This window comes from Rathayibacter sp. VKM Ac-2754 (assembly GCF_009807095.1).
Taxonomy (GTDB): Bacteria; Actinomycetota; Actinomycetes; order Actinomycetales; family Microbacteriaceae; genus Rathayibacter.
Window position 1 is genome coordinate 131877 of the sequence record NZ_WUCC01000008.1, and the last position, 25657, is coordinate 157533.

Here is a 25657-nt window from a genome sequence, read left to right on the forward strand (position 1 = left end):
GCGGCCACGGCGCACGGTGTTCACTGGGCGCATGCGAGCCATCTGGAAGGGCGCGATCACCTTCGGCCTGGTCAACGTGCCGGTGAAGATCTACAGCGCGACCGAGGACCACGACATCGCCCTGCACCAGGTGCACGACGCCGACGGCGGACGGATCCGGTACCAGCGCAAGTGCGAGATCTGCGGCGAGGTCGTCAGCTTCGACCACATCGACAAGGCCTACGACGACGGGGAGCGCACCGTCGTGCTCTCGAAGGACGAGCTCAAGGCGCTGCCGGAGGAGCGCGACCGCGAGATCGACGTCGTGCAGTTCGTGCCGAGCGACCAGGTCGACCCGATCATGTTCGACCGCGCGTACATCCTCGAGCCCGACTCCTCCTCGCCCAAGGCCTACGTGCTGCTGCGGCGCACCCTCGAAGCGACGGATCGCACCGCGATCGTCGAGTTCGCGCTGCGGCAGAAGACGCGGCTCGCGGCGCTGCGGGTGCGCGGCAAGCTGCTGATGCTGCAGACGCTGCTCTGGGCCGACGAGGTCCGCGAGGTCGAGTTCCCCTCACTCGAGGGTACGACGCGGATCGCGGCGCGCGAGCTCGAGATGTCGTCGCACCTCGTCGACTCCTACTCGGAGGACTTCGACGCGACGAAGTTCACCGACGCCTACCAGGTGCAGCTGCGCACCCTCATCGACGCGAAGATCGAGCAGGGCGACGCGCTCGACACGTCGGCCACCTTCGGCTCGGCGCCCGAGGAGGAGGGCGGCGGCGAGGTGCTCGACCTGATGGAGGCGCTCAAGCGATCGGTGGAGCGCAGCCGCGGGGCGAAGGCGGAGGCGGGGGCGGCTCCGGAGAAGAAGGCTGCTGCGCCGAAGAAGGCCGCATCCGAGAAGAAGGCGCCGAAGAAGCCGACGGCGAAGAAGGCCGCGAAGAAGCCCACCGCGGAGTCGGACGCCGCGGACGAGAAGAAGGCCGCGTCCTGAGCCTCAGTCGAGGTCGTCGAGGTCGACCGCGACCGAGCTGACCAGCGCGAGCAGCGCCTCCGCATAGGCGTTCTCGGCGGCCTCGTCCTCGAAGACGCGCGGCTGCCCGCCGAGCTCGATCTCGACCGCGTACCGCGATGCGGCGGTGCGCCGGAGCGAGCGGAACGTGCCCCGGAGCAGCTCGCGGAGCTGGTCCTCCCGCGGCAGCCACAGCGAGTCGTCGACCGAGACGGAGTCGAGCGCCCACTCCGTCGTGCCGTTGAAGCCCAGGACCGTGCCGCCGGGGTACTCGTGCGCCTCGATGGTCATGTCGCTGACGGTGAAGACGTCGCCGTCGAAGCCCTCGCGCTCGATGCGGAAGCGGTCGCCGGTGACGGGCGCCCAGCGCACGCCCGCGGTCCGCAGGGCCCTGGCCAGCTCGGAGGAGATCATCCCGAGAGTCTGGCGCGCCTTCCCGGGTGTCGGCCGCGAGCCGGGGGCACTCCTCCCCGCCGCGACCGTTCGCGGTCCGGATCGCGCCGGATGTCGGTGGGTGAGTTTACGTTCATGAAACGCCCGGTTCACGAGCCGGGCACCCGCGGTGCTTAGCGTGGCTATTCTGTGCCTCCTTCGAGGTGCGGAGGAGCTGCGGACCACTGCGGCAGAGCACCAGCGCCCGCTCCCCGGAGCGGCGATCGAGAGGACCACCCATGCCAGACGTCCCCGCAACGACCGAGCGCCACCGGAGGCGCGGTCTCGGCCTGGCGCTCCTCGCCGGCCTGTCCCTCGCCGCCGCCCCGCTCGTCGCGGCACCGGCCTCCGCGGCGCCGAGCGGCGACGAGCTGGTGATCAGCGAGATCTTCGCCCGCGGCGGCTCGGCCGGCGCGACCTACGCCAACCGCTTCGTCGAGCTGTTCAACCCGACCGGGTCCGACATCGCGCTCTCGGGGCTGACGCTGCAGTACCGCTCGGCGACGGGCACCGCGAACCCGACCACGACCGTCGCCCTCACCGGCACCGTCCCCGCCGAGGGGCACTTCCTCGTCGCCGGCGCGAGCAACGGAGCGAACGGCGCACCCCTCCCCGCGGCCGATCAGACCGCCGGCAACCTCAACATCGCCGCGGCTGGCGGCACCCTCTTCCTCGTCGAGGGCACCACCACCCTGGTCGCCCCGCCGACCGGCACGGCGGCGCAGCCCGACGCGGTCGTCGACCTCCTCGGCTACGGCACCTCCAACACCTTCGAGACGACCCCGGCGACGGCGCCGACCCTCACGGAGTCGATCGCCCGCGCCGAGACGACCACCGGCGACACCGACGTCAACTCGGCCGACTTCGCGCTCGGCGCCATGACGCCCGAGGCGAGCGGGGGCACGAGCACGCCGGCGCCGACCGCGACGCCCACGCCCACCCCGACGCCGGTCCCGACCGGCTCCCCCGAGCCCGCACCCGTCGTCACGATCGCCGAGATCCAGGGCAGCGGAGCCGCCTCCCCGCTCGTCGGCAGCACCGTCACCACGACCGGCGTGGTCACCGCCCGCTACCCCTCCGGCGGCTACAACGGCTACGTGATCCAGACCCCGGGCACGGGCGCGCAGACCGGCGGGCGCACCGCCTCCGACGCGGTCTTCGTCTACTCCTCGGCCTCCGTCGGCTCGGTCGCGATCGGCGACCACCTCGAGATCACCGGCGCCGTCAGCGAGTTCAACGGACTCACCGAGCTCACGCCGACCTCCGCCGCGACCGTCGTCGAGCTCGACACCCCCGCCGCCGCTCCGGTTCCCGCCGCCGTCGGACTCCCCCGCACGACCGAGGAGCGCGAGACGCTCGAGAGCATGCTGATCGCCCCGCAGGGCGCCTTCACGGTCACCGATACCTACGACCTCAACAGCTACGGCTCGATCGGCCTCGCCGCCGGCGACTCCCCGCTGCTGACGCCGACCGAGGTCGCCCGCCCCGGGACCCCGGAGCTCGCCGCCGTCGTCGCCGACAACGCCGCCCGCGCGATCACGCTCGACGACGGAGCCTCGATCAACTTCCTCGGCTCCGCCGCCAATAAGGCGATCCCGCTGCCCTACCTCACCCCGACCGAGCCGATCCGCGTGGGGGCTCCCACGACCTTCACCCAGCCGGTCGTCCTCGACTTCCGCAACAGCGCCTGGGCCTTCCAGCCGACGACGCAGCTGAGCGTCGACAACGCCGACACGGTGCAGCCTGCGACGTTCGCGAACACCCGCGAGGCGCAGCCCGAGGCCGTCGGCGGCGATCTCTCGATCGCCTCCTTCAACGTCCTCAACTACTTCCCCACGACCGGTGACTCGATCACCGGCTGCACCTTCTACACCGACCGCGACGGCGACCCCGTCACGGTGAACTCCGGCTGCGACGCCCGCGGAGCCGCGAACGCGGACGACCTCGAGCGCCAGCAGGCCAAGATCGTCACCGCGATCAACACCCTGGGCGCCGGCGTCGTCTCGCTCGAGGAGATCGAGAACTCGGCCAAGTTCGGCAAGCCGCGCGACGAGGCCCTCGCCACGCTGACCGCCGCTCTCAACACGGCCGCGGGCTCGGAGGTCTGGGCCTACGTGCCCTCGCCAGCCGCCCTCCCGGCCCTCGCCGAGGAGGACGTCATCCGCACCGGGTTCATCTACAGGAAGGCCGGGATCGAGCCGGTCGGCGAGTCCGAGATCCTGCTCGACTCCACCGCCTTCTCGAACGCGCGGAAGCCCCTCGCCCAGGAGTTCCGCCTGATCGATGATGCCGAGAGCGAGTTCGTCGCGATCGTCAACCACTTCAAGTCCAAGGGCTCCGGAGAGGGCGCCGATGCCGACCAGGGCGACGGCCAGGGCGCATCGAACGCCTCGCGCGTGGCTCAGGCGACCGCGCTCGTCGCCTTCGCCGACCGGCTCGAGACCGAGAAGGCGACCGATCTCGTCTACCTGCTCGGCGACTTCAACGCCTACTCGAAGGAGGACCCGGTGAAGGTCATCACCGACGCCGGCTACATCGACCAGGGCTCGAAGGACGGGAAGTACTCCTACTCCTTCGATGGCGCAGTCGGCTCGCTCGACCACGTCTTCGCCTCCCCGGCCGCCGACGCGACGGTCACCGGAGTCGACACCTGGAACATCAACAGCGGCGAGTCCGTGGCGCTGGAGTACAGCCGCTACGACTACAACGCGACGATCTTCTACGACACGTCCGCCTTCCGCTCCAGTGACCACGACCCGGTCGTCGTCGGCCTCGACCTGCCGGAGACGGTGGTCTCGACCATCGACGTCGCCACGAGCGCGCAGACCAAGCGCCTGGGGCCGCTCCGCTCGCTCACCGTCACCGCGGTCAACAACGGGCCCGAGACGGTCGCCGTCGAGATCTCGACCCCGTACGGCACCCGCACCAAGAGCGCGGTGAAGCCGGGTCAGAAGTTCACCACCACGTTCGTCACGCTGCTGCGCCCGATCAAGGCCGGAGTCGCGACGATCGAGGTCACCGCGAAGGACGGCACCGAGCGGACCTACGAGCAGGCGTACCGGGCCCGGTAGCCTCCGCGCGACCCCTGGTCGGTCCCCGTCGCCGCACCTAGGGTTCGGACATGCCCGAGGGAGACAGCGTCCACCGTCTCGCCGCCCGCCTCAGGCGGGCGGCGGACGGGCGGACGATCGTCTCGGGAGAGCTCCGCTCCGGTGACGCCGCGGGGACCGACCTCGCCGGGGTGCGCGTGCTCGAGCACGACACCCACGGCAAGCACCTCCTCACCCGCCTCGACACCGGCGCGACCCTGCACACCCACCTGCGGATGCAGGGCTCCTGGACCGTGACCGCCCCCGGGCGCGCGGTCCCCCGCCACGTGCAGAAGGACGTGCGGGTGCGCCTCCGCCTCGACGACGGCTCGACCGTGTGGGGGCTGGACCTGCCCGTGGTCGAGCTGCTGCCGACCCGCGACGAGCATCGCGCGATCGGCCACCTCGGCCCCGACCCGCTCCGGGCCGACTGGGACGCCGAGGAGGCGATCCGCCGCCTCTCCCTCTCGCCCGACCGGCCGGTGATCGCCGCGCTGCTCGATCAGCGTCCGCTCGCGGGGCTCGGCAACCTCTGGGCCAACGAGGTGTGCTTCCTCCGCGGCGCCTGGCCCTGGCGGCCGATCGGCTCGCTCGACGTCCGCGCGCTCGTCGCCACCGCCTCCCGCGCCCTCCGCGCCTCCGTCACCGTGCCGGGGATGTTCCAGACCACGACGGGCGACACCCGCCAGGGCGAGCGCCACTGGGTGGTCGGCCGCGCGGGCCGTCCCTGCCGCCGGTGCGGCACGACCGTGCTCGTGCGGGCCGAGGTCCCGGACGACCCGGAGCGCCGGCGCACCTGGTGGTGCCCGCACTGCCAGCCCGAGCCGCGCGACGCCGGGGAGCCTGCGTAGTCTGGGCGCCACGACGAGTGGAGGGGCACGATGCCGGAGAACGAGTGGGGATCCCCGGATCCCGCGGCGCGACGAGACCAGCAGCCGGCGGCGGAGGTCGAACGGGCCGCCGGTGCGGCGTCGACTCCGGCCGCGGCAGAGCGCCTGGAGGACATCGAGCGCGCCCAGGCCGTCAAGGACCTCAAGCACCGACGCGACTTCGCCGGCTCGGTGGGCGGCTGGCTGAGCGTCTCGGCGATCACGACCGCGGTCTGGTTCGCCACCGGGGCCGACGGCTACTTCTGGCCGATCTGGCCGATGATCGGCTTCGGCATCGGAGTCGTCGGCCAGGCGGCCTCGATCTGGGGCCCCGCGAAGAAGGACATCACCGAGGCCGACATCGCCGCGCAGATGCGCCGCCGCGAGGAGCGCGGGCGCTAGCGCTGCACTCCCCTTCCCGGCAGTCTCCCCAGAGCCTGTCCCGAGGCGGCTGCTAGTCTCGCCAGGAGCGCTCCGGCGACCCGACGGCGGCGCTCACGGCACAGCGTGGCGCGCCGGATCCGGGGCGTGCCGCCTCCGGCACCGCCCTCTGACGGTTTGGACACCCTTGGCCGACTCCACCCAGCCCCCCTTCGACTTCGACGAAGCGCCGCCGCCGAAGCGGCCCAGTCGTCGCGCCGTGCTCCTCGGAGCGGTCGGCGCCGGTCTCGGCATCGCGGCCGTCGGCGGCGCCGGCTACGCCGCGTACCGCGTCTTCGGTCCCGAGGAGTCCCCCGGAGTCCCCGGGGACCCCGATGCGCTGGCGCCCGAGCTCGACAAGCTGGCCGGTGTCCCCGACACGCAGGCGTCCTTCGGACCCAACGGCACGCACTGGCCCTCGATCACCCCGTGGGTGACGGGCGACGTCGACGTCGAGGTCGAGGTCGACTGCTCGTGGTCGGCGATCAGCGAGGCGATCACCACGGCGATCGCGGAGGCGGGACCCTCCGACACCATCCGGATCCTGGTGGCCCCGGGCGAGCTCCCGGGCGGCGGCGCGGGCTCGAGCTCGTCGCCGATGATGCAGGACGTCGGGTCGCTCGACCGCGAGAACCGCGTCCTCGTCTACCCCCGCGACGGCTACGGCACCGTGACCACCGCGAACTCGTGGCGCATCCTCCGCGTCTACGGAGTCACGCTCGCCGGCATCGTCACGAACGGCGCGTTCCTCGCCAGCGGCTGCAGCGGCTCGGCCGTCGCCCGGATCAGGACGAACGCTTACAACGTCTACGGCGTCGACAACACCGACTTCACCGAGAACTTCGAACTCGTCGAGGTCGTCGTCCCCGACGCGCAGCTGCGCAACGAGGACGTCTCGAGCATGCGCACGCCGACCGACGGCGCGGGCGGGCTGCGCTACATCTACCGGATCGGCTGCTACACCGCTCCCGCCTACAAGGAGAAGGGCTCCGACGCGCACACGGACACCGTCCAGTTCTCGGGTCAGGGCGGCAACTACTACGGCGACATCACGAGCATCGACTGCATCGACTTCGCCTCGTCGAACACCGCGTTCCAGATCGGCTCGGCCGCCAACGTCGGCTACCAGCACTGCCTGGTCGTCGGCGGCGACGTCGTGAAGCGGGTCTTCCCGCTGCCCGACGGGGCCGACACCGGGGGCGGCTTCGGCGCCTCGAACGGCCCGGGCTCCGACTTCGGCTGCACGGCGGTCGACAGCGTCTTCGTCGGGCCGATGGGCGCCGCGACCTGGGCGTCGGTCATCGACTCCGTCGCCGGCTACGAGACCAGCGGAGCAGCGCCCCAGGAGGGCGAGTGGACGATCGACCCGTCGATCCTCGAGTGGAGCGCCGACGATGTGCACGAGCGCAGCCCGCAGGTCACCGACGAGTACCTGGCGACCATCTGGGCCTGAGCGATCCCTAGGCGTGCCGCCCGCGGCGGGTCGGCCGGGCGAGGGCGACGAGCACCGGCGGCACCGTGAACAGCGGATCGCCGGGGACGCGTGCGAGCAGGCCGCGGATCCCGAGCGACAGGGCGATGATCCCCGCGGTGACGAGCGGCGGGTAGGCCAGCTCGGCGAGCGGGTTCCTCAGCAGCGCGACGAGCCACTCCGCTTCGGGGTTCGCCACCAGCGACCACAGGCCGAGCAGCGGCACCTGCAGGAGGTAGATCGGCAGCGTGCGCCGTCCGATCGCCGACCCCAGTCGAGCGGCCGGCCCCCAGAGGCACAGCAGCGCGGCCGAGACGACGGCGAGCGGGATCGCTGCGGCGCTCGCGACGAAGCCGAGCACCTCGGCGGCGGGGCCGTCGACCAGGTGCCCGCCGAGGACCGCGAGGAGGAAGACGCCGAGCGGAGCAGCGAACGTCACGAGGCCCGGCCGCGAGAAGCGGCGCAGCTGCTCCGCCCCGAGCACGCCGAGGGCGAAGAAGACGAAGTTCTGCAGCAGCGCGTCGCCGAAGAGGATCACGCGGAGGTTCGCACCCACGAACCAGGCGGCGGCTCCGAGCAGCAGGACTCCCCACCACGGCACCCGCAGCGCGCGGAGCCCGACCAGGACGAGCGGGTACAGCCCCAGCGCGAAGATGAACCACAGCGTCGTCGTGGGGAAGACGAATTGCAGCGCGAACTGCGCGAGGGTGTCGATCGAGTGCGGGAAGTCGGGCCGCGCGAGCAGTGCGAAGACGCCGCCGTAGACGACGACCCAGACCACGTAGAGGTAGGCGTTCGACACCAGTCGCAGCCGGGCCGTCCCGACCCGCCAGCCGAGGAGGAGCCCGCGATGGGCGAGCAGCCCCGAGAGGGCGAACAGGATCGGCATCCGGATGCGGCCGAGCGAGCTGCCGACCTGCTCCCACGCCGCCGCGACGGCCGAGGTGCCGTCGACGAGGCCGGAGTAGTTCCAGATGAGGACGTGGAAGACGACGACCGCGAGGACGCCGAGGCCCCGGGTGGTGTCGACCCAGGCGAGCCGCTCGCGCACTGCACCGCCCTGCCCTGCTCCCCCGACCACGGTCCCCAGTATGCGGGCTCCGCCGTCGCGAGCGGATCCTGCTCGGCGGGGCTCGACGCCGCTCAGACCGTGCCGTCCAGACGCCCGACCGAGGTGATGCGGACGACGGCCGCACCGGCCTCGTCCGACTCGGCGAGGTCGACGACGGCCGAGATGCCCCAGTCGTGGTCGCCCGCCGGGTCGTCGAGGATCTGGCGGACGCGCCACTGCGTCGCCTCCTCCGTCACCAGCAGCATCGACGGACCGCGCGCGTCGGAGCCGGTGCCGATGCTGTCGTGCTCGTCGTAGTAGTCGTCGAGAGCCGCACCCCAGGCGTCGGCTCCGAAGCCTGCGTCGAGCTCGCCCAGCGCCTCATGGTCGTCGAGGGCCGCGAGCGTCACGCGGCGGAACAGCTCGTTGCGCACCAGCACCCGGAACGCGCGGTGGTTGGCCGTGAGGCGGCGCGGAGCCGGCGGCACGATCGACTGGTCGGCCGCGTGCAGGGTCGGGTTGATCAGCTCCTCCCACTCGTCGACCAGCGACGAGTCGACCTGGCGCACCAGCTCGCCGAGCCACTCGATCAGGTCGTGCAGCTCCTCGTTCTTGAGCTCGTCGGGGATCGTCTGCCGGGCCGCGCGGAAGGCGTCCGACAGGTAGCGCAGGACGAGGCCCTCCGAGCGGGAGAGCTTGTAGAAGGCGGTGTACTCGCCGAACGACATCGCCCGCTCGTACATGTCGCGGACGACCGACTTGGGCGAGAGCTCGAAGTCGCGCACCCACGGCTGCACGGACGTGTAGGTGGCGAACATCGCCTCGAGCAGCTCGTCGAGGGGCTTGGGATGCGTGACGCCCTCGAGCAGCTCCATCCGCTCCTCGTACTCGATCCCCTCGGCCTTCATCGCCGCGACCGCCTCGCCGCGCGCCTGGAACTGCTGGGCGCCGAGGATCGGCCGCGGGTCGTCCAGGGTCGCCTCGAGCACCGAGATCACGTCGAGCGCGAAGCTCGGCGACTCGGGGTCGAGCACGTCGAAGACGGCGAGCGCGAACGGCGACAGGGGCTGGTTGAGCGCGAAGTTGGGCTGCAGATCGACGGTGAGGCGGATCCGCACCACGCCGTCCTCGCCGACGCTCTGCTCGACCACTCCCGCCTCGCGGAGGGTGCGGTAGATGCCGAGCGCGCGGCGCGCGAGCGTGAGCTGCCTCCGCCACGGCTCGTGGTTGTCGAAGATCAGGGAGTGCACGTTCGCGTAGGCGTCGCCGCCGCGCGCGATCACGTTCAGCAGCATCGCCGAGGTGATCGTCATGTGCGAGGTGAGGGTCTCGGGCTCGGCGTCGACCAGCTTGCGGAAGCTCGGCTCGCCCCAGCTGATGAAGCCCTGCGGCGCGCGCTTCGCGACCCACTTGCGCCGCTTCTTGGGGTCGTCGCCCATCTTGTCGAGAGCCTTCCGGTTCTCGGACTCGTGCTCGGGCGCCTGCACCACCACGGTGCCCGCGGTGTCGTAGCCCGCGCGGCCGGCGCGCCCCGCGATCTGGTGGAACTCGCGGGCCGAGAGCTGGCGCATCCGGGTGCCGTCGTACTTCGTCAGCGCGGTGAGCAGCACGGTGCGGATGGGCACGTTGATGCCGACGCCCAGGGTGTCGGTGCCGCAGATGACCCGCAGCATGCCCTGCTGCGCGAGCTGCTCGACCAGGCGGCGGTACTTGGGCAGCATGCCGGCGTGGTGCACGCCGATGCCCAGCCGCAGCAGCCGCGAGAGCGTCTTGCCGAACGCGGTCGTGAAGCGGAAGCCTCCGATCACCTCCGCGATGCGGTCGCGGTGCTCGCGGCTGGCGATGTTCGCGCTCGTCAGCGCCTGGGCGCGCTCGAGCGCCGCCGCCTGCGAGAAGTGCACGACGTACACCGGCGACTGGTTCGTCGACAGCAGCTCCTCGATCGAGTCGTGGATCGGCGCGATCTCGTAGAAGTAGTGCAGCGGCACGGGTCGCTCGACACCGGTCACGCGGGCCGTCTCGCGCCCGGTGCGCCGGGTGAGGTCGGCGGCGAGCGCCGTCACGTCGCCCAGGGTCGCCGACATCAGCACGAACTGCACGTGCGGGAGGGTCAGCAGCGGTACCTGCCACGCCCAGCCGCGTGACGGGTCGGCGTAGAAGTGGAACTCGTCCATCACGACCTGGTCGACATCGGTCTCGGCGCCGTGCCGCAGCGCGAGGTTCGCCAGGATCTCGGCCGTGCAGCAGATGATCGGCGCATCGGGGTTCACGGAGGAGTCGCCCGTCACCATCCCGACGTTGGACGCCCCGAACACGTCGACCAGCGCGAAGAACTTCTCGGAGACCAGCGCCTTGATCGGCGCCGTGTAGTAGCTGCGCCGGCCGTTCGCGAGCGCCGCCGCGTGCGCCCCGATCGCCACGAGCGACTTGCCGGTGCCGGTCGGCGTCGACAGGATCAGGTTCGCCCCCGACGCGATCTCGATCATCGACTCGTCCTGCGCCGGATACAGCGGCAGCCCGCGCGCCTCGGCCCACTCCGTGAACGCCAGGTACACCGCGTCGTCGTCGACGCGCCCGTCGGCATCGGGCGTCGGCATGCGTTCGAGCAGCGTCGGGGTCATCCCCCCATCCTCGCGCGCTTTCCCCGGAGGGGCGTCCCCGCCGCCCCTCCCGCAGTCGGCTTCTCGGAGCGGCCGGGTCCCCAAGAGCGGGTTGCGTTCGCTGCGTCGAATCGCTTGGCACGCGATTCGACGAATCGCTCGCGGGGGGAGGTCATTGACGCCCGAGGCCCTGAACCTGCTTCTCGAGCGGGGAAGTCGGCGCACGTCGCCACCCATGCTGGTCGAGTAGCCCCGGAGGGGCGTATCGGGACCCACAGCGTCAGCAGATCAGGCTTCTGCCCTGCCCTTCTGACGGACGTGGATCTCGATACGCCGCGTTCCGCGGCTACTCGATCAGCGAAGGCTGGGCGGGAGCGCACGCCGAGGGAGCCGCGGACCGTCGAGGGAGCCCGCCGTCCCGGGCGGCCTCGACGGTTCGGGGTCCCCTGGCGACGGGCGCGACGAACCGGTGAGGTCGCGTCAGGCCAGGGCGCGCTGGAGGTACGGGCGGAGGGCCTCGGCGAGCTGCAGCTCACCCGCCGCGTCGGCGTCGAGGAGCGTCTGCGCGTCGTCGGCGCGGCGCTCGACGAACCAGCGGCGCAGCGGCACGCCGCGGCCGGGGCGCGACAGCACCTCGATGGGGTCGCCCGCCTCGACGGAGCCGCGGTGCAGCACCCGCAGGTAGGCGCCCGTACGACCCTCCTCGGCGAAGCGCTTCACCCACTGCGGCTCGTCGAGGTGCCGCTGGAAGGTGGCGCACGGAGTACGCGGCATCGTCACCTCGACCTCGACGCGCTCGCCGATCCGCCAGCGCTCGCCGATCACGGCGTCCGAGAGGTCGAGTCCCTCGGTGCGCAGGTTCTCGCCGAAGAACCCCGGAGGCGTCGCCCGGCCGAGCCGCTCGCCCCACCACTGGGCGTCCTGCTCCGAGTAGGCGTAGAGCGCCTTCGCCTCACCGCCGTGGTGAGCGCGGTCGGCCTGCACATCCGCGTAGAGACCGAGATCGCGGACGACGACGGGACCCTCGACGGGGCGCTTGTCGATCGCGGTCACCCCCACGCTCCCGGAGTCGGGCAGCAGGCGGTCGACACGGCACACGGCGAGGAGTCGGGGCATCCCCACATCGTGCCACCGCCCGGCCCCCCAGGGCGCGTAGGCTCCCCGGATGCGCGCCGCGATCCCCGCTCCCCGACTCGATCCGCTCGTCCTCGACGACCTCGCCGAGGGGTACGCCGGCGACCTCGGCGCCCGCGAGCACGCGGAGGGGCTGCGCTTCACCGACGTCGACCTCTCGGCGGTCGACCTGACCGCCTCCTCCTTCAGCGAGTGCGTGCTCGACGGCGCGCTGCTCGACCGGGCGCAGCTGCGCGCCGCCTCCGTCGTCGAGTCGCGCCTCGAGCGGCTCGACGTGCCGGGGCTCTCGGCACCGCGGAGTCGCTGGCGCTCGGTCGAGCTGCTCGCCTCCCGCCTCGGCTCGGCCGAGCTCTACGAGAGCACCTTCGAGCAGGTGCGCGTCGCCGACTGCAAGCTCGGCTACGTCAACCTGCGCGGCGCGGCCCTGCGCGACGTGGTCTTCGAGCGCTGCACGATCGACGAGCTCGACCTCGGCGGCGCGAGCGGCTCGCGGGTGGCGTTCGTCGACTGCGACGTCCGCTCGCTCGAGCTGCCGAATGCGCGGATCGACGACCTCGACCTGCGCGGAGCCGAGCTGCACGTGCTGGGCGGGCTCGACGGCCTCCGGGGAGCCGCCCTCACCGAGCTTCAGCTCGGCCTGATGCTGCCGCTGTTCGCGCAGCACTTCGGGGTCCGCGTGCTGGGCTGAGCCTCAGCGCCGACCCACCCGCCGCGTCAGCACGCGGCGCCCGAGCAGGAACGCGGCGAGCACGAGCGTCGTGACGATCACGAAGCTCCACTGCACCCCCTGCCCGGAGGCGATCCGCAGCAGCATGCCGCCGATCACCGTCGTCGCCCAGACCACGAGGCCCGCGGGCACGATCCGGTCGGGCGCCCGCCACGAGCGGGAGAGGAGCCAGCCGGCCAGGAGCCCGACGAGGAACGGCCAGAGGGTCACCACGAACCCGGCGGCCTCCGACCCCTCGTCGTGACTGCGCCGCCCGATCAGGACGAAGACGACGACGAGCGCGACGTCGATCCCGAGGCCGAGCCACGCGCGGCGGCTCACGCCGGCTCCGTCACGAAATCGATCAGCTGCTCCACCCGGCCGAGCAGGGCCGGCTCGAGGTCCTGGAAGGTCCGCACCTGCCCGAGGATCCGCTGCCACGCGCGAGCGATGTCGGCCTGCTCCTCGTGCGGCCAGCCGAGCGCCGCGCAGATGCCGTGCTTCCACTCGACCGAGCGCGGGATCTCGGGCCAGCGCTCGAGCCCGACCCGCGCGGGCTTCACCGCCTGCCAGACGTCGACGTAGGGGTGCCCGACGACGAGGACGTGCGCGCCGTGCGGGCCCGCCGCGACCGCGTCGGCGATGCGCGACTCCTTCGAGCCGCGGACGAGGTGGTCGACGAGCACGCCGATGCGGCGGCCCGGGCCCGGCCGGAACGCGCGCACGAGCTCGTCGAGGTTGTCGACGCCCTCGATGTACTCGACCACGACGCCCTCGATCCGCAGATCGTGTCCCCAGACCTTCTCGACGAGCTCGGCGTCGTGCCGGCCCTCGACGTAGATGCGGCTCGGCAGCGCCACGCGCGCCTTCGCCTCGGCGACGTGGAACGACCCGGAGGCGGAGCGCGCCCGCCCGAGGTTCGCGTCGCGCTTGAGCCCCGGCGCCTTGAGCGACACCGGCTTGCCGTCGATCAGGAATCCCGGGCCGATCGGGAACACGCGGACCTTGCCGAAGCGGTCCTCGAGCTTCACCATCCGCAGCTCCACGCCGACGACGGCGCCCACGAATCCGGAGGCGACCTCCTCGACCACGAGATCGCGCACGGCCTCGACCACCGCGACCTCGACCTTGTTCTTCGCCCGCCAGTCGCCCGCGAGCACGTCACGCCCGTACCTGTCGTCATCCACCTGGCCGAGGGTAGCCCGGGGGTGTGCGCGGGCTCACTCGGACGCGCGGGCGACCCGCCCCGCCCCGGTGCCTCCCCATGCTGGTCGAGTAGCCCCGGAGGGGCGTATCGAGACCCACCTGCGTCAGCAGATGCGCCTTCTGCCCCGGCCTTCTGACGGACATGGATCTCGATACGCCCGCTGCGCGGGCTACTCGATCAGCGAGGGGGGGCAGCACGCAAAAGGTCTTCGTCTCTGAGGTCCACCGACGTCAGCATCGCCTCTCCGCCGCTCCCCCGGCCTCCTCATGACGACGGAATACGGCACTCCCAGCCGCGTTGACTAGGGTGAGAGAGATAGAACGTGCTCCGGGGTCGGTGAGAGTCCGAACCGGCGGTGACAGTCCGCGAGCCGCTGACCACTTCGGTGAGAGGCGGTTGACCTGGTGGAACTCCGGGACCGACGGTGAAAGTCCGGATGGGAGGCAGCACGAGCGTCGCGCGCGAGCGCGGCGCCTGTCGACGGTGCCCGCGCGCCGCCGATCGCACCCCGGAGTTCGGCGACGAACGGAAGACCGGGAATGACGATCGACTTCGAGCACGCGATGCGCAGGGCGCTCGCACTCGCCGAGCACGGGCCCGCCCGCGGGGTGAACCCGCGCGTCGGCTGCGTCATCCTCGCGCCCGACGGCACCGTGCTGGCCGAGGGCTGGCACCACGGCGCCGGCACCGCCCACGCCGAGGTCGACGCCCTCTCGGGCCTCGCTCCCGGCGCCGCCGCCGGAGCCACCGCCGTCGTGTCGCTCGAGCCCTGCAATCACACCGGCCGCACCGGTCCCTGCAGCCGCGCGCTGATCGATGCCGGCGTCACCCGGGTGGTCTACGCCGTCGGCGATCCCGGCGACCGCTCCTCCGGCGGTGCCGAGACCCTGCGCGCGGCGGGCGTCGAGGTGGTCGAGGGCGTCCTCGCCGACGAGGCGGAGGAGTTCCTGCACGTCTGGCTCACCGCGACCCGCCGCCGCCGCCCCTGGGTCACCCTCAAGTGGGCGTCGACGCTCGACGGTCGCACCGCCGCCGCCGACGGCAGCAGCCGCTGGATCACGGGCACCGCGGCCCGGCAGCGGGTGCACGAGCAGCGCGGGGCGGCCGACGCGATCCTCGTCGGCACCGGCACCGTGCTCGCCGACGATCCGAGCCTCACCGCGCGGGGCGACGCGGGCGAGCTGCTGCCCGACCAGCCGGTCCCGGTGGTCGTCGGCCGACGCGCCGTCCCCGCCGACGCCCGCGTGCTCGCCCATCCGCACCCGCCGATCCTCGAGCGCACCCACGACCTCGCCGCCGTGCTCGACCGCCTCTACGAGGCCGAGGTGCGCCACGTCTACGTCGAGGGCGGGCCGACCCTCGCCTCCGCGCTCGTGACCGACGGCCTCGTCGACGAGTTCCTCGTCTACCTCGCTCCGGCGCTGCTGGGCGGCCCCCGCCTCGCCCTCGACGACCTGGGTGTCCACAGCATCACCGGGGCCCACCGCCTCGAGCTCCGCTCCGTCGAGATCCTCGGAGACGACCTCCTGGTCGCCGCCCGCCCCTCACCCGTCCTGCAGAAGGAGACCTGATGTTCACCGGAATCATCGAGGAGATCGGCGTCGTCACGGCGATCGATGCGGGAGCCGAAGCGATCCGGCTGACGGTGCGCGGCCCGCTCGCGGTCGAGGGGGCGCGCCACGGCGACTCCATCGCGGTCTCGGGCGTCTGCCTCACCGTCGTCGACCAGTCGGCCGACGGCTTCACCGCCGACGTGATGGCGCAGACCCTCCGGATGTCGACCCTCGACGGCGTGGCCGTGGGCGACTCCGTGAACCTCGAGCGGGCGGCCCTCGTCGGCGACCGCCTCGGCGGCCACATCGTGCAGGGCCACATCGACGGCACGGCGACGCTGCTGTCGATCACTCCCGGAGACGCGTGGCGGGTCCTCCGCTTCTCGCTCCCTCCCGAGGCCGCTCCGCTCGTCACCGACAAGGGCTCGATCGCGGTCGACGGAGTCTCGCTGACCGTCTCGGCGATCAGCCCGGCGACCGAGGCCGACCAGTGGTTCGAGGTCTCGCTCATCCCCGAGACCCTCGCGGCCACCACCCTCGGCGCGCGCGCGATCGGCGAGCGGGTCAACATCGAGACCGACATCCTGGCGCGCCACGTCGAGCGGATGCTCGCGCTGCACGCCGTCACCCTTCCCGGAGGTGGGAAATGACTCTCTCCAGCATCCCCGAGGCCGTCGAGGCGCTGCGCGCCGGCCGGCCGATCATCGTCGCCGACGACGAGGGTCGCGAGAACGAGGGCGACGTCATCGTCTCGGCGCAGCTCGCCAGCCAGGAGACGATCGCCTGGATGGTGCGCAACTCCTCCGGATTCATCTGCGCCCCGATGACGAACGAGATCGCCGACCGCCTCGAGCTGCCGCTGATGGTCGTGGACAACGAGGATCCGCGCGGCACCGCCTACACGCTCTCGGTCGACGCCGCCGACCGCCTCTCGACCGGCATCAGCGCCTCCGACCGCGCGCACACCCTCCGGGTCCTCGCCGATCCGGAGGCGACACCCTCGCGACTGCACCGCCCCGGCCACATCCTGCCGCTGCGCGCCGTCGAGGGCGGGGTCCGCGAGCGCGACGGCCACACCGAGGCCGCCGTCGACCTGATGAAGCTCGCCGGCCTCTACCCCGTCGCCGCCATCTCCGAGATCGTGGCCGAGGACGGCGAGATGATGCGCCTCCCGGGTCTGATCGCCCTCGGCGAGCGCGAGGACGTCCCCGTGACCACCGTCGCCGCGCTGATCGCGTACCTGCAGGAGTTCCACTGCGACGCCGAGGTCCCCCTCGCCGTGCCGGTGCCCGAGAGCGCCCGGGTGAGCTTCGAGGTCGAGACGGTCGTGCCGACCACCCACGGGCCGTTCCGGATGCGCGCCTACCGCGACCGCCAGACGGGCGCCGACCACGTCGCGATCGTCGCGGGGACCGTGGGCGCCGGGCGTCCCACGCTGGTGCGGGTCCACTCCGAGTGCCTCACCGGCGAGGCGTTCGGCTCGCTCAGGTGCGAGTGCGGCCCGCAGCTCGACGCGGCTCTCGACACGGTGCAGCGCGACGGCGGAGTCGTCGTGTACCTCCGCGGGCACGAGGGCCGGGGCATCGGGCTGATCAACAAGCTGCGCGCCTACCGCCTGCAGGACGACGGCCTCGACACGCTCGACGCGAACCTGGCGCTCGGCCTCCCCGCCGACGCGCGCGACTACGGAGCCGCCGCCGGGATCCTCGAGGACCTCGGGATCTCGGACGTCCGCCTGCTCACCAACAACCCCGAGAAGGTGCGCCAGCTCACCGACCGCGGCATCACCGTCTCCGAGCGCGTCCCGCTCGTGGTCGGCGTCGGCGCGTTCAACGAGGGCTACCTCGCGACCAAGCGCGACCGGATGGGCCACGACTTCACCCTCGACCACCTCGACCACCTCGACGCCGGGATCGCCGGCGCCGCCCGTACGAAGGAGTAGCACCATGGCCGGTAGCGGCGCACCCACCACCTCCGCGATCGACGGCTCAGGCCTGCGCATCGTCGTCATCGCCGGAACCTGGCACGAGCAGATCAGCGACGGCCTGATCGCGGGCGCGAGCCGCGCGCTCGACGAGACGGGCGCCTCCTGGTCGCTCGTGCGCGTGCCCGGCTCGTTCGAGCTTCCGGTCGCCTCGAAGGTCGCGCTCGAGGCGGGCGCCGACGCGGTGGTCGCCCTCGGCGTCATCATCCGCGGCGGCACCCCGCACTTCGAGTACGTCTCCGACGCGGCGACCTCGGGCCTGACGAACGTCTCGATCCAGACCGGCAAGCCCGTCGGCTTCGGCGTGCTGACCCTCGACACCGAGCAGCAGGGCCTCGACCGGGCGGGCCTCCCCGGCTCGAAGGAGGACAAGGGCCGCGAGGCGGCGGAGGCGGCGGTCGCCACCGCGATCCTCCTCCGCTCGCTGCGCGGCTGATCGGCGGCGTCGGCGGCCCCCTTCGTAGGGCCGCCGACGCCCCAAGCTGGGAGAACACGGAGTAATGTGGTCGGGTCGTCACGAGCGGCTCTACTCTTCCTCCCCTCGCGGCCCGCGGCGCCTGATCGACGCCCGCCCGCCGCTCCGGGATCCTCGTCTATCGGAGCTCCCTGCCTTCCATGTCCTCTTCCCCTGCCACCGCCGACGCTCCCTCCGCCCCGCAGAACTCCCGCGGGCGCGTGATCCTCGCGAGCCTCATCGGCACGTCGATCGAGTTCTACGACTTCTACGCCTACGCGACCGCCGCGGTCCTGGTCTTCCCGACCCTCTTCTTCGTCAACGAGGACCCGGCCGTCGCCCTCCTCGCCTCCTTCGCGGTCTTCGGAGTCGCGTTCATCGCGCGCCCGATCGGGTCGATCATCTTCGGCCACTTCGGCGACCGGGTCGGCCGCAAGGGCACGCTCGTCGCCTCCCTGCTCACCATGGGCGTCGCGACCTTCCTGATCGGCTGCCTGCCGACCGCGCTCACGCCCGGCTGGGAGTTCCTCGCCCCGCTCCTGCTCGTCGTCATGCGCTTCTGCCAGGGCCTCGGGCTCGGCGGCGAGTGGTCGGGGGCAGCGCTGCTCGCGACCGAGAACGCGCCTGCCGGGAAGCGCGCGATCTACGGCACCTTCCCGCAGCTCGGCGCCCCGATCGGCTTCATCGTCGCCAACGTGCTCTTCCTCGTGCTCGCCAGCACGATGAGCGACGAGACGTTCATGGCGTGGGGCTGGCGCGTGCCGTTCCTCGCGAGCGCCGTGCTCGTGATCATCGGCCTCTACGTGCGCTTCAAGCTCGTCGAGACCCCCGCGTTCCAGAAGGTCGTCGACAGCGGAGAGGTGGCCAAGCTGCCCCTCGCGCGCGTCTTCAAGACCAGCTGGCGCCCGCTCATCCTGGGCACGTTCATCATGCTCGCGACCTACGTGCTCTTCTACCTGATGACCACGTTCACGCTGACCTACGGCACGACTCCGACGGACGGCCCCACCCCGGGCCTGGGCTACACCCGCAACGACTTCCTGATCATGCTGATCGTCGGAGTCGTGTTCTTCGGCGTCTTCACGCTGGTCTCGGGTCCGCTCGCCGAGAAGTACGGCCGCCGCAGGACGCTCCTCACGGTCACCGCCGCGATCATCGTCTTCGGCCTCCTGTTCGTCCCGCTCTTCGGCGGCGGCTTCGTCGGCGTGATGGCCGTGCTGATCCTCGGCTTCACCCTGATGGGCCTGACCTTCGGACCGATGGGCGCCGTGCTGCCCGAGCTGTTCCCGACCAACGTCCGCTACACCGGCTCGGCGATGGCCTACAACCTGGCGTCGATCCTCGGAGCGGCACTCGCCCCGATCATCGCGGTCGCGCTCTGGCAGTCGGCCGGCGGCAGCCCCGTCCTGGTCGGCCTCTACCTCAGCGGCGCCGGCGTGCTGACGCTGATCGCGCTGCTGCTCTCGAAGGAGACGCAGCACATGGCCTACCACGACAACGTGTCGTAGGAGGCTGCTCCCGTTCGTCCGGCCCGTCGGTGCACCCGGCGGGCCGGACGCGTCTCCGGGGGCTCGCGAGTCCGAGCCCCAGGACGACCCCACCCCGCCGTCTCGCAGCGACCAGCAGGCAGAATGGACGACGGCACGATGAGCGAGGACGGACGAGCGATGAGCAGCACCACCCCCCGGCGGCCCGGCCGCGCGAAGAAGGACGACGGACCGCGCGCCTCCTTCTCGCAGCTCGTCCCCTACCTGCTCGAGCACCGCGGCATCCTGTCGGTCGTCGTCGTCCTCAGCCTGATCGGCGCCGCGGCGAGCCTCGCGCAGCCGCTCCTCGTCGGCCAGGTCATCACCCGTGTCCAGGACGGCCTCGACCTCGGCCCGCTCGTCTGGGGGCTCGCCGGTCTGGTGATCGTCTCGGGCCTCATCTCGGGCTTCGCGCACTACCTCCTCCAGCGCACCGGCGAGGGCATCGTGCTCTCGAGCCGCCGGCGCATCGTGGCGCGGCTGCTGCGCCTGCCCATCCGCGAGTTCGACGCCCGCCGCACCGGAGACCTCGTCTCGCGGGTCGGCTCCGACTCCACCCTGCTGCGCGCCGTGCTGACCCAGGGGCTCGTCGACTCCATCGCGGGCTCGCTCGTCTTCGTCGGCGCCATCATCGCCATGGCGATCATCGACTGGGTCCTGCTGCTCATCATCGTCGCGGTGGTCGCCGCGGCCCTCACCCTCGCGCTCACGCTCGGCCGGGGCATCCGCACGGCGAGCCGCAAGGCCCAGGAGAAGGTCGGCGACCTCGCCGCCTCCGTCGAGCGCGCCATCAGCGCGGTGCGCACGATCCGCGCGGCCGGCGCCACCGATCGCGAGATCGCCGTGGTCGACTCGCACGCGACGGAGGCGTACCGACTCGGCCTGCGCGTCGCGCACGTCTCCGCCCTCGTCGTCCCGGTCGCCGGGATCGCCCTGCAGGTCGCGTTCCTCGCGGTCCTCGGAGTCGGCGGCTACCGCGTCGCGTCCGGCGCGATCGACATCGCCCAGCTGGTCTCGTTCATCCTCTTCCTCTTCATGATGGTGATGCCGCTGGGCAACTTCATCGGCGCGATCACCTCGGTCAACTCCGCCCTCGGTGCGCTCGGGCGCATCCAGGAGATCATCGACCTCCCGATCGAGGGCGACGGCGACACCTCGGCCGGCGGACTCGGCGCCGGAGTGTCCGCCGACGCCCTTTCCTTCGACGACGTGGTCTTCTCGTACGATCCCCGCGCGCTGACGGACGAGGCGGCCGACGACGGCGACCGCACGGTGCTGCGCGGCGTCTCCTTCACCGTCCCGCGCGGCAAGCGCACGGCCCTCGTCGGCCCCTCGGGCGCCGGCAAGAGCACGATCCTGGCGCTCATCGAGCGCTTCTACGACCCGGAGGCGGGCGTCGTGCGCCTGGGCGGAGTCGACATCACCGCGATCGACCGCGACGCCCTCCGCGCGCAGATCGGCTACGTCGAGCAGGACGCGCCCGTGCTCGCCGGCACCATCCGCGAGAACCTCGTCCTCGGCCGCCCCGACGCCGACGACGCCGACTGCCTGCGCGTGCTCGAGGCCGTCAACCTCACCGACGTGCTCGAACGCAACCCGCTCGGTCTCGGCGCTCCCGTCGGCGAGAGCGGCGTGATGCTCTCCGGAGGCGAGCGCCAGCGCCTCGCGATCGGCCGCGCGCTCCTGGCCGCGCCGCCGATCCTGCTGCTCGACGAGTCGACCTCGAGCCTCGACGGGCTGAACGAGCAGCGCCTCCGCCTCGCGATCGACGCGGTCGCCGAGAACCGGACCCTGCTCGTCATCGCCCACCGGCTCTCGACCGTCGTCGACTCCGATCGGATCGTCGTGCTGAACAAGGGCGAGGTCGTCGGAGTCGGCACCCACTCCGAGCTCGTCGAGTCGACTCCGCTCTACCGCGACCTGGCGAAGCACCAGCTGCTGGTCTGATCGGGCTCAGCGCGGCGGCAGCCTCAGCGCTCCGTCGAGGCGCACGACCTCGCCGTTGAGCATCGGGTTCTCGATCACGTGGCGCACGAGCGCGGCGAACTCCGCGGGGCGACCGAGGCGGGCGGGATGCGGCGTCGCGGATCCGAGGGCGGTGCGCGCCCGCTCCGGCAGGCCTGCGAGCAGGGGGGTGTCGAAGGTGCCCGGCGCGATCGAGACGACGCGGATGAGCGTCTCGGCCAGCTCCCGCGCGAGCGGCAGCGTGAGCGCGGCGACAGCCCCCTTCGACGCCGCGTAGGCCGCCTGGCCGATCTGCCCCTCGAAGGCCGCGATCGACGAGGTGGTGACGAGCACCCCTCGCTCGCCGTCGATCGGCTCCCGCTCGGCGATCGCCGCCGCCGCGAGCCGCAGCACGTTCAGCGTGCCCACCGTGTTGACCCGGAGCACGCGCTCGAACGCCTCGAGGGCGAGCGGGCCGTCGCGGCCGAGGAGCCGGCCCGGCGTCGCGATCCCCGCGCAGACCACCGCGATCCGCAGCTCCCCCGACGCCTCGATCGCCCGCGCGACGGCGTCGGAGTCGAGCACGTCTCCGGCGATCAGCGTCACGGAGTCGGGGAGCCGGGCCGCCGCGACGGCGTCGGGGAGGTCGAGGACGCTCACCCGGGCCCCGGCGTCGAGCAGGGCCGTCGCAGTGGCGGCACCCAGGCCGGAGGCGCCGCCGGCGACCAGCGCGGACATCCCCTCCGGCCGCATGATCAGGAGGAGGGGGTCGCGCTCGGACGGTTCGTCCCGAGCGCCTCGGCCGAGCAGTCGGTGAGGGTCGCGTCGTACGTGTCGATCTGCTGCTGCACCGCCATCTGCTCCTCCGAGCTCGCCGACTCGTCCGGCGGGGACGGCCGCTCGCCGAGTCCGTACCGGGCGAGGCAGAGCGTGATCCGCTGCGTCAGCTCGTCGCCGCCGGCCCCGAGTCCGCCGGTCGGTGCGATCGTGACCGCCGGCGCGGAGGTGCCGGGGCTCATCACCGCGTCGTCGGGCACCTCGGCGGGAGGCGCGGTGCAGGCCGTGAGCGCGAGGAGCACCGCGACGAGGGGCGGCAGCGCGCGACTCGCGCGGCGCCTGGCCGAGCGACGGGCCTCGGTGCGCTCGCGCGCGCTTCGATCGGGCATGGGGGACCTCGCTCGATTCGGCGCCGACAGGATGGCTGCGAGCGTAGCGCAGCGCTCCCTCCGGCGAGGTGCCGCGGCGCGATCCGGTCACCCTCCTAGGAGGGTGCCGCCAGCGCCCACATCGCCACGGCGCTGGCCGCCGCGACGTTGAGCGAGTCGATGCCGTGCCGCATCGGGATCTGCACGGCGACGTCGGCCGCGGCGAGCGCCTCGGCGGTGAGTCCGGCTCCCTCCGTGCCGAGGACCAGGGCGACCCGCTCGGGAGCCGTCGCCGCGAAGTCGCGCAATGGCACCGCCTCCGGGGTGAGCGCCATGGCCGCGATCGTGAAGCCGGCGGAGTGCAGGAGCGCCGCCGTCTCGTCCCAGCCGCCGACCCGCGTCCACGGGACCTGCAGCACCGTGCCCATGCTGACGCGGATGGCGCGACGGTAGAACGGGTCGGAGCAGCGCGGCGTGACGAGGACGGCGTCGGCGCCGATTGCGCCGACCGACCGGAAGATCGCGCCGACATTGGTCGGATCGACGACGTCCTCGAGCACCACCACTCGGCGCGCCCCCGCCACCAGCGCCGCAGGATCGGGGAGCGGCGGCCGCTCCATCGCCGCGACCAGCCCGCGGTGCAGGGTGTAGCCGGTCAGCTCCGCGAGCAGCTGGGCGGGGCCGGTGAACACGGGGGCGTCGGACCCCTCGACGAGGCGAGCGGCCTCGTCCGCCGATCCGCCGAGCGCGAGGACCGAGCGGGGCCGGTGGCCGGCCGCGAGGGCGCGCTCGAGCACGAGCGCCGACTCCGCGATGTAGATCCCGTGCGGACCGCGCGCGTTCTTCAGCGCGACGTCGGTCGCGTGAGCGTAGTCGCGCAGTCGCGGGTCGTCGAGCGAGCGGACCTCCGTCGGCGGCATCGCGGGATCAGGCGAACGGGTCGGGGGTGAGCGTGTACTTCGTGCTGAGGTACTCGTGGATGCCCTCGAGTCCGCCCTCGCGGCCGAGACCCGACTGCTTCACGCCGCCGAAGGGCGCGGCGGCGTTCGAGACGACGCCGATGTTCAGGCCCATCATGCCGGTGGCGAGGCGCTCGATCATCCGCTGGCCGCGCGCCAGGTCCCTGGTGAAGACGTACGAGACGAGGCCGAACTCGGTGTCGTTGGCGAGGGCGACCGCGTGGTCCTCGTCGCGGAACGGCACGATCGCCACGACCGGGCCGAAGATCTCGGTGCGCAGGATCTCGCTGCCGCCGTCGACGTCCGACAGCACCGTGGGCTCGTAGAAGTGACCGCTGCGCTCGATGCCGTGCCCGCCGATCCTGACCCGGGCGCCCCGGCCGACCGCGTCCTCCACGAGGGACTCCGCCTTCGCGACCGCGCGGTCGTCGATGAGCGGGCCGATGGTGACTCCGTCCTCGGTGCCGCGGCCCACGCGCAGAGCGGCGACCCGCTCCGTCAGGCGCGCGGCGAACTCCTCGGCGATCGACTCGTGCACGAAGAAGCGGTTCGCCGCTGTGCAGGCCTGGCCGATGTTGCGGAACTTGGCGAGCATCGCCCCGTCGACGGCCTTGCCGAGGTCGGCGTCCTCGAAGACGACGAACGGCGCGTTGCCGCCGAGCTCCATCGAGGTCCGCAGGACGTTCGCGGAGGCCTGCTTCAGCAGCGTCTGCCCGACCGGGGTCGACCCCGTGAACGAGACCTTCCGCAGCCGCGGATCGCTCATGATCGGCTCCGACAGCGCGGCTGCCGACGAGGTGGTCACGACGTTGACGACTCCGTCGGGAACGCCGGCCTCGGCGAGCAGCGCCGCCAGGGCGAGGGTGGTGAGCGGGGTGAGCTCGGCCGGCTTGACGACGACCGTGCAGCCGGCGGCGAGCGCCGGGGCGATCTTGCGGGTGGCCATGGCGAGCGGGAAGTTCCACGGCGTGATGAGGTAGCAGGGTCCGACGGGGTGCTGCGAGACGATCATCCGCCCGGTGCCCTCTGGGCTGACGCCGTAGCGTCCCGAGATCCGCACGGCCTCCTCGCTGAACCAGCGGAGGAACTCGCCTCCGTAGGCCACCTCGCCGAGCGCCTCCGCGAACGGCTTGCCCATCTCGAGGGTCATCAGCAGCGCGAACTCGTCCTTGCGCTCCTGCAGCAGGTCGAAGGCGCGGCGGAGGATCTCACCGCGCCTGCGGGGCGCCGTCGCCGCCCACGACTCCCCCGCGGCCACCGCGGCGTCGAGAGCGCGCAGGCCGTCCTCGGGAGTCGCGTCGGCGATGGTGCGGATCGTCGCCCCGGTCGCCGGGTCCTCGACGTCGATCGTCCGGCCGCCGCTCGCATCGACCCAGGCTCCGCCGATGAACAGCTGCGCGGGGACGCGGGCGAGGAGGGCGGCCTCTGAGGCCTCGACGGAAGCGGACACGGCACGGCTCTCTCTCTGAACAGGGGCTCGGGAGACGGGATGCGCGGACCGCGCAGGAGGGGAGCCCAGTCTACGGCGGTGGCCGTCAGGCCGACGGCTCGACGACGACCCCCGCGTCGGCGAGCTCGCGCAGGGCGGCGGCGCTCGCCTCCGACGAGACCCCCTCGACCAGGTCGTCGAGCACGTGCACCTCGAGCCCCGCGCTCCGGGCGTCGAGAGCCGAGGCGCGCACGCAGTAGTCGGTGGCGAGACCCACCACATCGAGCCGAGTCACGCCGAGACGGCCGAGCAGGTCCGGTACGGCCTCTCCGTCGGTCGTCGTCCCCTCGAAAGCCGAGTACGACGGGCGGCCCTGACCCTTGCGGATGTGCACGTCGATCAGGTCGAGGTCGAGGCTCGGGTGGTACTCGGCGCCGGGGGTGCCCGCGACGCAGTGCACCGGCCAGGTGTCGACGAAGTCGGGAGTCTCGGCGAAGTGCCCGCCGTTGTCCGAGCCGCCGTCGTGCCAGTCGCGCGAGGCGAGCACGGTGTCGTAGCGGTCGCCGTGGGCGATGAGGTGCGCACTCACCCCGGACGCCACGCGGGTGCCGCCGGCGACAGCGAGCGCGCCCTCCTCGGTGAAGTCGTTCTGCACGTCGACGATCAGCAGTGCCGTGGTCATCGGGGTCC

Annotated in this window: 23 protein-coding genes and 1 riboswitch; of the genes, 12 read left to right on the forward strand and 11 right to left on the reverse strand. The window is 72.5% G+C overall.

Going from position 1 to position 25657, the window contains the following annotated elements; translation table 11 throughout:
* Positions 1–31 precede the first annotated feature (31 nt).
* Positions 32–976 carry a non-homologous end joining protein Ku gene (gene ku / locus GRS92_RS14220; protein ID WP_159857496.1) on the forward strand — a complete coding sequence of 315 codons (945 nt, stop codon included), beginning with the start codon at positions 32–34 and terminating at the stop codon, positions 974–976.
* 3 nt (positions 977–979) lie between these two features.
* On the opposite strand, the gene GRS92_RS14225 is transcribed toward ku, so the two are convergent.
* Positions 980–1408 (reverse strand): pilus assembly protein CpaE, encoded by a 429-nt coding sequence (locus tag GRS92_RS14225; protein WP_159857498.1) that lies wholly within the window; start codon positions 1406–1408, stop codon positions 980–982.
* 257 nt (positions 1409–1665) lie between these two features.
* On the opposite strand from GRS92_RS14225, the gene GRS92_RS14230 reads away from it, so the two are divergent.
* The 4 genes from GRS92_RS14230 (at position 1666) to GRS92_RS14245 (ending at position 7257) form a co-directional block, all read left to right on the forward strand.
* On the forward strand, positions 1666–4497 hold the full coding sequence (locus tag GRS92_RS14230) for an ExeM/NucH family extracellular endonuclease (RefSeq protein WP_159857501.1): 2832 nt from the start codon (positions 1666–1668) through the stop codon (positions 4495–4497).
* Between the two features lie 50 nt (positions 4498–4547).
* Positions 4548–5366 carry a DNA-formamidopyrimidine glycosylase family protein gene (locus tag GRS92_RS14235; protein ID WP_159857503.1) on the forward strand — a complete coding sequence of 273 codons (819 nt, stop codon included), beginning with the start codon at positions 4548–4550 and terminating at the stop codon, positions 5364–5366.
* Between the two features lie 30 nt (positions 5367–5396).
* On the forward strand, positions 5397–5786 hold the full coding sequence (locus tag GRS92_RS14240; RefSeq protein WP_159857505.1) for a 2TM domain-containing protein: 390 nt from the start codon (positions 5397–5399) through the stop codon (positions 5784–5786).
* 166 nt (positions 5787–5952) lie between these two features.
* Positions 5953–7257, forward strand: a complete 1305-nt coding sequence (locus GRS92_RS14245; RefSeq protein WP_159857507.1) for a hypothetical protein — start codon at positions 5953–5955, stop codon at positions 7255–7257.
* A 7-nt stretch (positions 7258–7264) separates the two neighbouring features.
* On the opposite strand, the gene GRS92_RS14250 is transcribed toward GRS92_RS14245, so the two are convergent.
* From GRS92_RS14250 to GRS92_RS14260, 3 genes are all read right to left on the reverse strand, one after another.
* On the reverse strand, positions 7265–8356 hold the full coding sequence (locus GRS92_RS14250) for an acyltransferase family protein (protein ID WP_159857509.1): 1092 nt from the start codon (positions 8354–8356) through the stop codon (positions 7265–7267).
* 62 nt (positions 8357–8418) lie between these two features.
* Positions 8419–10947, reverse strand: coding sequence for a DEAD/DEAH box helicase (locus GRS92_RS14255; RefSeq protein WP_159857511.1), 2529 nt, complete (start codon positions 10945–10947; stop codon positions 8419–8421).
* Positions 10948–11406: 459 nt separating this feature from the next.
* The gene (locus tag GRS92_RS14260) at positions 11407–12042 is read right to left on the reverse strand and encodes an MOSC domain-containing protein (RefSeq protein WP_159857513.1); all 636 of its coding nucleotides are present in this window, start codon (positions 12040–12042) and stop codon (positions 11407–11409) included.
* A 49-nt stretch (positions 12043–12091) separates the two neighbouring features.
* Between GRS92_RS14260 and GRS92_RS14265 the strand changes: the two genes are divergently transcribed.
* Positions 12092–12748, forward strand: a complete 657-nt coding sequence (locus tag GRS92_RS14265; protein WP_159857515.1) for a pentapeptide repeat-containing protein — start codon at positions 12092–12094, stop codon at positions 12746–12748.
* A 3-nt stretch (positions 12749–12751) separates the two neighbouring features.
* On the opposite strand, the gene GRS92_RS14270 is transcribed toward GRS92_RS14265, so the two are convergent.
* Together GRS92_RS14270 and GRS92_RS14275 are read right to left on the reverse strand one after the other, a co-directional pair.
* The gene (locus GRS92_RS14270; protein WP_159857517.1) at positions 12752–13108 is read right to left on the reverse strand and encodes a DUF3054 domain-containing protein; all 357 of its coding nucleotides are present in this window, start codon (positions 13106–13108) and stop codon (positions 12752–12754) included.
* Positions 13105–13953: a DUF3097 domain-containing protein gene (locus GRS92_RS14275; RefSeq protein ID WP_204162406.1), complete on the reverse strand. Its 849-nt coding sequence runs from the start codon at positions 13951–13953 to the stop codon at positions 13105–13107. Before GRS92_RS14275 ends, GRS92_RS14270 begins: the two co-directional genes overlap by 4 nt.
* A gap of 339 nt (positions 13954–14292) precedes the next feature.
* Positions 14293–14426, forward strand: a riboswitch (FMN riboswitch).
* An 86-nt stretch (positions 14427–14512) separates the two neighbouring features.
* Here GRS92_RS14275 and ribD point away from each other — a divergent pair.
* The 6 genes from ribD to GRS92_RS14305 all read left to right on the forward strand — a co-directional run bounded on the left by ribD (position 14513) and on the right by GRS92_RS14305 (position 21437).
* On the forward strand, positions 14513–15544 hold the full coding sequence (gene ribD / locus GRS92_RS14280) for a bifunctional diaminohydroxyphosphoribosylaminopyrimidine deaminase/5-amino-6-(5-phosphoribosylamino)uracil reductase RibD (RefSeq protein ID WP_235022043.1): 1032 nt from the start codon (positions 14513–14515) through the stop codon (positions 15542–15544).
* The gene (locus GRS92_RS14285) at positions 15544–16176 is read left to right on the forward strand and encodes a riboflavin synthase (protein ID WP_159857519.1); all 633 of its coding nucleotides are present in this window, start codon (positions 15544–15546) and stop codon (positions 16174–16176) included. Before ribD ends, GRS92_RS14285 begins: the two co-directional genes overlap by 1 nt.
* Positions 16173–17468, forward strand: coding sequence for a GTP cyclohydrolase II (ribA, locus tag GRS92_RS14290; protein WP_159857521.1), 1296 nt, complete (start codon positions 16173–16175; stop codon positions 17466–17468). The genes GRS92_RS14285 and ribA overlap by 4 nt, the downstream gene beginning before the upstream one ends.
* Positions 17469–17472: 4 nt before the next feature.
* The gene (ribH, locus tag GRS92_RS14295) at positions 17473–17946 is read left to right on the forward strand and encodes a 6,7-dimethyl-8-ribityllumazine synthase (RefSeq protein ID WP_159857523.1); all 474 of its coding nucleotides are present in this window, start codon (positions 17473–17475) and stop codon (positions 17944–17946) included.
* Between the two features lie 179 nt (positions 17947–18125).
* On the forward strand, positions 18126–19472 hold the full coding sequence (locus tag GRS92_RS14300; RefSeq protein ID WP_159857525.1) for an MFS transporter: 1347 nt from the start codon (positions 18126–18128) through the stop codon (positions 19470–19472).
* Between the two features lie 159 nt (positions 19473–19631).
* Entirely contained in the window at positions 19632–21437 is a 1806-nt protein-coding gene (locus GRS92_RS14305; protein WP_159857527.1) for an ABC transporter ATP-binding protein, read from the forward strand.
* Positions 21438–21443: 6 nt separating this feature from the next.
* Here the strand turns inward: GRS92_RS14305 and GRS92_RS14310 are convergent, their stop codons facing one another.
* The 5 genes from GRS92_RS14310 to GRS92_RS14330 all read right to left on the reverse strand — a co-directional run bounded on the left by GRS92_RS14310 (position 21444) and on the right by GRS92_RS14330 (position 25649).
* Positions 21444–22172, reverse strand: coding sequence for an SDR family NAD(P)-dependent oxidoreductase (locus tag GRS92_RS14310; RefSeq protein ID WP_442966239.1), 729 nt, complete (start codon positions 22170–22172; stop codon positions 21444–21446).
* Between the two features lie 17 nt (positions 22173–22189).
* Entirely contained in the window at positions 22190–22600 is a 411-nt protein-coding gene (locus GRS92_RS14315) for a hypothetical protein (RefSeq protein ID WP_159857531.1), read from the reverse strand.
* Positions 22601–22695: 95 nt separating this feature from the next.
* A complete protein-coding gene (locus GRS92_RS14320; RefSeq protein ID WP_159857533.1) occupies positions 22696–23499 on the reverse strand; it encodes a TrmH family RNA methyltransferase in 804 nt (267 codons plus the stop codon).
* A 7-nt stretch (positions 23500–23506) separates the two neighbouring features.
* Positions 23507–24988 carry an NAD-dependent succinate-semialdehyde dehydrogenase gene (locus GRS92_RS14325; protein WP_159857535.1) on the reverse strand — a complete coding sequence of 494 codons (1482 nt, stop codon included), beginning with the start codon at positions 24986–24988 and terminating at the stop codon, positions 23507–23509.
* Positions 24989–25073: 85 nt separating this feature from the next.
* A complete protein-coding gene (locus tag GRS92_RS14330; RefSeq protein ID WP_159857537.1) occupies positions 25074–25649 on the reverse strand; it encodes an isochorismatase family protein in 576 nt (191 codons plus the stop codon).
* Positions 25650–25657: the final 8 nt, after the last annotated feature.

What these genes read in the sequence shown, in the direction of transcription:
- GRS92_RS14330 (WP_159857537.1), bottom strand. Translation starts at nt 25,649, where the DNA reads ATGACCACGGCACTGCTGATCGTCGACGTGCAGAACGACTTCACCGAG.
- GRS92_RS14305 (WP_159857527.1), top strand. Translation starts at nt 19,632, where the DNA reads ATGAGCAGCACCACCCCCCGGCGGCCCGGCCGCGCGAAGAAGGACGAC.
- GRS92_RS14310 (WP_442966239.1), bottom strand. Translation starts at nt 22,172, where the DNA reads ATGTCCGCGCTGGTCGCCGGCGGCGCCTCCGGCCTGGGTGCCGCCACT.
- GRS92_RS14230 (WP_159857501.1), top strand. Translation starts at nt 1,666, where the DNA reads ATGCCAGACGTCCCCGCAACGACCGAGCGCCACCGGAGGCGCGGTCTC.
- GRS92_RS14225 (WP_159857498.1), bottom strand. Translation starts at nt 1,408, where the DNA reads ATGATCTCCTCCGAGCTGGCCAGGGCCCTGCGGACCGCGGGCGTGCGC.
- GRS92_RS14240 (WP_159857505.1), top strand. Translation starts at nt 5,397, where the DNA reads ATGCCGGAGAACGAGTGGGGATCCCCGGATCCCGCGGCGCGACGAGAC.
- ribA (WP_159857521.1), top strand. Translation starts at nt 16,173, where the DNA reads ATGACTCTCTCCAGCATCCCCGAGGCCGTCGAGGCGCTGCGCGCCGGC.
- GRS92_RS14235 (WP_159857503.1), top strand. Translation starts at nt 4,548, where the DNA reads ATGCCCGAGGGAGACAGCGTCCACCGTCTCGCCGCCCGCCTCAGGCGG.
- ribD (WP_235022043.1), top strand. Translation starts at nt 14,513, where the DNA reads ATGACGATCGACTTCGAGCACGCGATGCGCAGGGCGCTCGCACTCGCC.
- GRS92_RS14320 (WP_159857533.1), bottom strand. Translation starts at nt 23,499, where the DNA reads ATGCCGCCGACGGAGGTCCGCTCGCTCGACGACCCGCGACTGCGCGAC.
- GRS92_RS14285 (WP_159857519.1), top strand. Translation starts at nt 15,544, where the DNA reads ATGTTCACCGGAATCATCGAGGAGATCGGCGTCGTCACGGCGATCGAT.
- GRS92_RS14300 (WP_159857525.1), top strand. Translation starts at nt 18,126, where the DNA reads ATGTCCTCTTCCCCTGCCACCGCCGACGCTCCCTCCGCCCCGCAGAAC.
- GRS92_RS14315 (WP_159857531.1), bottom strand. Translation starts at nt 22,600, where the DNA reads ATGCCCGATCGAAGCGCGCGCGAGCGCACCGAGGCCCGTCGCTCGGCC.
- ribH (WP_159857523.1), top strand. Translation starts at nt 17,473, where the DNA reads ATGGCCGGTAGCGGCGCACCCACCACCTCCGCGATCGACGGCTCAGGC.
- ku (WP_159857496.1), top strand. Translation starts at nt 32, where the DNA reads ATGCGAGCCATCTGGAAGGGCGCGATCACCTTCGGCCTGGTCAACGTG.
- GRS92_RS14255 (WP_159857511.1), bottom strand. Translation starts at nt 10,947, where the DNA reads ATGACCCCGACGCTGCTCGAACGCATGCCGACGCCCGATGCCGACGGG.
- GRS92_RS14265 (WP_159857515.1), top strand. Translation starts at nt 12,092, where the DNA reads ATGCGCGCCGCGATCCCCGCTCCCCGACTCGATCCGCTCGTCCTCGAC.
- GRS92_RS14260 (WP_159857513.1), bottom strand. Translation starts at nt 12,042, where the DNA reads ATGCCCCGACTCCTCGCCGTGTGCCGTGTCGACCGCCTGCTGCCCGAC.